Source organism: Mesorhizobium sp. M7A.F.Ca.MR.148.00.0.0 (assembly GCF_003997735.1).
Taxonomy (GTDB): Bacteria; Pseudomonadota; Alphaproteobacteria; order Rhizobiales; family Rhizobiaceae; genus Mesorhizobium.
Window position 1 is genome coordinate 2,416 of the sequence record NZ_RZTB01000154.1, and the last position, 4,851, is coordinate 7,266.

Genomic DNA, 4,851 nt, shown 5'->3' on the forward strand with positions numbered 1-4,851 from the left:
CGACAGGATCTTGTTCGAAATCCAATCGGCGCGTTTTTCAGCCGGCGATATGGGCGAGCCTTCAAGCCGATCGGCCGCGCGCCAAGCCTCCGCATTGGTCGGGAATGGTCCCGCCAAGGTTTCGCAGTGAGACACCACAATCCAGCCGCCGCCCGGCGCCTCAATGACCGTCATGGCGCAGCCCCCGGTTGTCATTGGAAAGCGTCAGAGCGCGCGGGAATTCGCGGCGGAGATAATCCACCTCGTCGATGATGCGACGCATTTCCGATCGGTCGATGTTGCCGGCCGCAATCCACTGCTCGAGAACGGGCCTCATCCTATCCCAGGTCTTGTTTGGCATCTCGACCCAGATGGCGATTACGGCCTCGCGCGCCGCCATGTAGATGTTGCGGTGCTGAAGCAAAGCCTGTTCGACTGACCAGGGCAGGCGCTCGGCCTTTTTATGCTTGTTCGGCATCACCGCTCGGCTCCTAACTGTTGAAAACTTCCCTCAACATCCCGGAATCGCCTGTCAGCGCCGATGAATTGCAGCTTCACAGACCCCGGCCGCCCGCACATGGGTTGGCGCCGGATTTTCTTCGCGATCAGAAATGTTATGTCTTTCTCGTAGTCGCGGTAGACGACCAGACCCGCGTCAGCCTTGTTCCGCCAGTGCGCGCTGCCAGCCAAGTCATACAGGCCCGGAACGGGGTCTTTCCCATCATCGCTGCTGCGGAGCTTGGTCGGATGGATGACCATCCAGACCGTGCATCCATGGTGCTTCCCGAATTTTTTGCATTTGGAAATGAGCTGCGAAACGAACTCCGTTTCCGTCTGTTTGTCGGGCCGGGATGCCTCCAGCTCGTTGTAAGGGTCAATGACAATATTCGTCACGCCAAACCGAATGACCGCAGCACGCGCCCGCTCCAGTAACCAGTCCACGGTGGGGGTATGCTCGACCGCTCCAACCAGGAAAATCCGCTCGTTCAGCCAAAGCAGCGCTTCAGAAACTTCGCGCTCTGTCAGGCGCGGCGTCGGCCCGGCGAAGAATGGGTTGCCGGCGAAGATTTCGCACAGGTCGGCAATGTGATTTGCCTCGCCCGTCTCCGGGGAGAACATCGCCCATTTCTCATCGCGCCGCCGCGCTGTCTGAATAGCAATCTGGTCGATCACGCGCGATTTGCCGTGATTGGGAATGCCGGTCACGGCGATGAACTGACCGGGAATGTATTTGAATGCCTTGTCAATTTCAGGAAACCCGGTCGACAACGGCTGTGGCCCCTTGCCGTGGTAGAGGTCCATTACCTCGATCGCAAAGCTTTCGACATCGTGCAGCCCGTCTATCGGCCACGGTTCGGCGCTTGCCACACACTCGCGCAACACTTCGGCGCCGTGGTCTTGCAGACATTCGTTTGCGTCCTTGCACTGGACATCACCCAGTGCCGGCATGCTGACCCGGTAACACCGGTCGCGGCCCATGCGCCGCGCGATTTCCTGTGCCAGTTGCTCGCCTGGGCCGTCCATGTCGCTTGCGATCAGGACGCGGGAGGCCTTCTGCAGCTTTTCCCAGTGCGTTGCGAATGGCTCATAGCGCTTGTCGCTGGTCTCAGGCCCGGAGGGTGCACCGTTTGGCAGTGACACTACCCGTTCAAAGCCAGCCTCAATGAACGACATCACGTCGATCTCGCCCTCGGCGATAATCAGGTCAGCACCTTCGGTGATGCTGTCCGCATTGAAGAAAACCGGTTCCGGGTCTTTCTCTTGGCGAAAAAGCTTGTCGGCGGTGCGGTATTTCACATTGCGCAACGCCTGCTCCCATTCGTAGGGGAACGCTATGCAGTCCTCTTCCTTTTCGGTCTGCGGAAACCACTGCCTGGTCTTGTAGACGTTGAAGCGCTCAACGACCGGTTTCGAGATCCCGCGCTTTTCGAACCATGCAACCAGCGTATCCGGGCGCTTTGGTTCCGCGACCCTCACCGGGCGCTTGTAGGTCCGCCTCTCGCGGGCGGGGCGATATTCCGGCCCGCCGGCTCCGCCTGACCATCCGCAGTGGTGGCACAACCAGACCACGCGCCCATCGGCCTCTATGGTGACAGACAGGCATTGATCGCCCTTTTTCTTCCGAGTGTGAGAGCACTCCGGACAGACGGTCTTGTGATTTCCTGCCGTATCGTTCCGAAGGCGGATGCCGTGTTCTGAAAGAGCGCCTACCACGTCGATCATGATCAGCCCCGCGCAAACAGAGCTGAATTGGTAAGATCACCATTGCCGCCGCGCCTCTTGCCCGCGCGATCCTGGACGGCCTTCCTCACCCAGTTTCGCCATGTGGCTTCCCAGTCGGCCTTCACGCCGCGACTGCCGGGCGCGGAAATGAACCAGTCCCTGAACTTGCCGGCCTCCCCGTCGATATCGCCGCTTGAAAGACCGTTGTCCTTCGCCCATTGCCGCCACTCGGGAAGCAGAGACCATTCCGGCGAAAGCCGAGTACCGCGTTTTTTGGAAGAACCGCTAGGTTCTTCTTTTACTTCAGTTGGTAGTTGGTAGTTGGTAGTTAGTTTTTCAGAAAAAGAACCGCCCGGTTCCGGCGGTTGCTGATTTTGTTGAGCTTTCTTCGATGGTCGGCCACCGTTCGCCCCATTTTCAGCAGCACTTTGAATGCGCTTCAGGGACATTTCGACTTCACTTTGGGAACGCTTCTGCCACAGTTTGCCATCGCCTTGGCGGGTGATTTTCCCATTCGCCACCAAGGCATCGACCACGCGGCGAACGTCTGCGGGGCGCACTCGGCACAGACCCGCTAGACGCCTATCGTTGAACTCGATAGCGCCGCCTTCGGACATGATCAGGCTGCAAATCATCCAGTAAACGCCCTGCTGTTCCGCCGTCAGCACGCCGCCAACACCGGTTATGTATTCGTCTGGGTAGAAATCGACCCGCCGCGCTTTGGCCTTGCTCACGCAGCGCTATCCACCGATGGCAATTCAGGCGGGTGAAGATCGGGACGAAGGAAGCGGCGATTGACACCCGTAAGCCTTTCGACGGCGATCACCCGATCGCTTGGGATCTGCTTCCACTGGCTTATTGCCTGGGGGGTGATTTCGAGCAGCTCCGCGAGCTTCTTCGCTTGGCCGCCTACTGCCTCAACGGCCAGTTCCAGGCCGTTCTTTTCGTCTGGATCGCTCATGGAGATTTGCACCCGCTGCTTGATTTGACACTGTATTCAAGCACGGCTTAACCATAAGTTCAAGTGTAGCTTGCTTGAATTAGTCAAGCATGGCTTTAGTGTCTTGAAATGAAATGGAGAAATCTTCGATGACCCTGGGGGCAACAATCAAGGCGGCCAGGAAGGCTAAAGGCCTTACCTTGGCAAATGTCGCAAGCGCTCTGGACGTCAGCATTCAGGCCGTGTCGCAATGGGAGAGCGACACAACCACGCCGACAGGCGGTCGTCTCATCTCCCTGAGCAAAGTTCTTGGTGTTGACTTGGCGACGGGCGGAGGCAAGCGAGAGCTGCTGCCCTATCGGCCAGAAGGGCCCACCGTTTACACCGCGCCTCTAATTAGTCGGGTCACTGCGGGATCATGGTCGCCGATAGTCGCGGATCAACCGCTGCCGCCGGAAACTCCATCATTCGAAATTCATTGGGAGCCGGCGGGCTATGCATTTTCTCTTGAAATCGACGGCGACAGTATGTTGCCGGAATTCCAGAGCGGCGATGTGATCATCGTCGACACGGGTCTTCGGCCGTTGCCTGGCGATTGTGTCGTTGCGGCTCTCGATAGCGAGGAAGAGGCGACGTTCAAGAAATATCGACCGCGCGGTGCCGACGAGCAAGGCCATCCGGTTATTGAGCTTTACCCTTTGAACCCGGACTACCCAACGCTCACCATCTCAGCGAAAAATCCCGGCAGGATCGTCGGCACAATGAATGAGCACCGACGCTTCCGACGTAGAACGAAGTAAAGCCTGGCTTCAATTTCATATCAAGCGTGGCTTGACTCTCATGGTTAAGCCGTGCTTTAATTGCTTCATCAAACCGATGGAGCCACCATGCACGCCGCCGCCGCTTCTGCCTTTACCGATCTCGCCCGCCCGCTGGCCCTCGATGTTGATGCTCAAGGCCGCCTCGCCACCGCATGGCGCTACTCACTCCGGGAAGTCGCTGACCATCTGCTTTTCATCCGCCAACACGTCGTCACCATTGCCCAGCGCGACGAGATGCTGACCGCCACTATCCGTCGCCACAGCCCGAAGTTCGTCGGCTATGCCCGCCAGCAGCTCGCCTATCGTCTGCCGCTGTACTTGGCCGCTTTGCGCCGTGTCTCCGAATACGAAACGAAGATGGACTTGCACGCCGTGGTCTACGCCCGGTCAAGCAACGCATGGGAGTCTGACATGGACATGATGACCGAAACCGGCCCTCATCCCGACACCGATCTAATCGCCCTCGGGGATGAACTTCGCAAGGCATGGGACGACGAACGCGCCGCGTTTGCATCTGCCGACATCGCCAGTATCGGCAACAGCACTCCTGAAATCGACAGCGCCCACGACCGTTGCGCCGATCTGGCGCGTCAAATGGTTGAGCGCCCGCCTGTGACGCTGGATGGCGTCAAAGCCATGGCGATGGTCTGGGGTTGGCTGCACTACCAGTCGTGCAGGCTGGATAGCTACGATGGGGGCGAGGTGGGGAACCATCTGGACGAGCGGGCTTCGCACGCCGTCATGACTTTCCTGCTGAAGGTGGCGCCTACCAATGGCGCTCGCTGACGATCATGGCTTTTGCATGCGGCCAATGCCACCGCTGCCGCCTCTATCTTGCCCTGCACTATCGGCCGGCGGTGATTGTCGCCGGGCGAGGGCATCCCTTGC

At 58.9% G+C, this 4,851-nt stretch carries 6 protein-coding genes; 2 read left to right on the forward strand and 4 right to left on the reverse strand.

Translation table 11 applies throughout. The features are described from left to right. Window positions 1-160: 160 nt before the first annotated feature. From EOB49_RS30665 to EOB49_RS30680, 4 genes are read right to left on the reverse strand one after another with little or no spacing between them, the layout of a single operon-like run. Entirely contained in the window at window positions 161-460 is a 300-nt protein-coding gene (locus EOB49_RS30665) for a hypothetical protein (RefSeq protein WP_127383186.1), read from the reverse strand. Next, the gene (locus EOB49_RS30670) at window positions 457-2,202 is read right to left on the reverse strand and encodes an AAA family ATPase (protein ID WP_127383187.1); all 1,746 of its coding nucleotides are present in this window, start codon (window positions 2,200-2,202) and stop codon (window positions 457-459) included. The genes EOB49_RS30665 and EOB49_RS30670 overlap by 4 nt, the downstream gene beginning before the upstream one ends. A 2-nt stretch (window positions 2,203-2,204) precedes the next feature. After that, complete coding sequence (locus tag EOB49_RS30675) at window positions 2,205-2,936, reverse strand: DUF1376 domain-containing protein (protein WP_127383188.1); 732 nt, start codon at window positions 2,934-2,936, stop codon at window positions 2,205-2,207. Then, window positions 2,933-3,163: a Cro/CI family transcriptional regulator gene (locus EOB49_RS30680; RefSeq protein ID WP_127383189.1), complete on the reverse strand. Its 231-nt coding sequence runs from the start codon at window positions 3,161-3,163 to the stop codon at window positions 2,933-2,935. Before EOB49_RS30680 ends, EOB49_RS30675 begins: the two co-directional genes overlap by 4 nt. Window positions 3,164-3,291: 128 nt before the next feature. Here EOB49_RS30680 and EOB49_RS30685 point away from each other — a divergent pair, with 128 nt between their 5' ends. Next, a complete protein-coding gene (locus tag EOB49_RS30685) occupies window positions 3,292-3,942 on the forward strand; it encodes a LexA family transcriptional regulator (protein WP_164781864.1) in 651 nt (216 codons plus the stop codon). 87 nt (window positions 3,943-4,029) lie between these two features. Continuing rightward, entirely contained in the window at window positions 4,030-4,749 is a 720-nt protein-coding gene (locus EOB49_RS30690) for a hypothetical protein (protein WP_127383191.1), read from the forward strand. The last annotated feature ends 102 nt before the right edge of the window (window positions 4,750-4,851 follow it).

Coding starts and splice junctions, on each gene's coding strand:
- EOB49_RS30685 (WP_164781864.1), top strand. CDS start 3,292: ATGACCCTGGGGGCAACAATCAAGGCGGCCAGGAAGGCTAAAGGCCTT.
- EOB49_RS30690 (WP_127383191.1), top strand. CDS start 4,030: ATGCACGCCGCCGCCGCTTCTGCCTTTACCGATCTCGCCCGCCCGCTG.
- EOB49_RS30670 (WP_127383187.1), bottom strand. CDS start 2,202: ATGATCGACGTGGTAGGCGCTCTTTCAGAACACGGCATCCGCCTTCGG.
- EOB49_RS30680 (WP_127383189.1), bottom strand. CDS start 3,163: ATGAGCGATCCAGACGAAAAGAACGGCCTGGAACTGGCCGTTGAGGCA.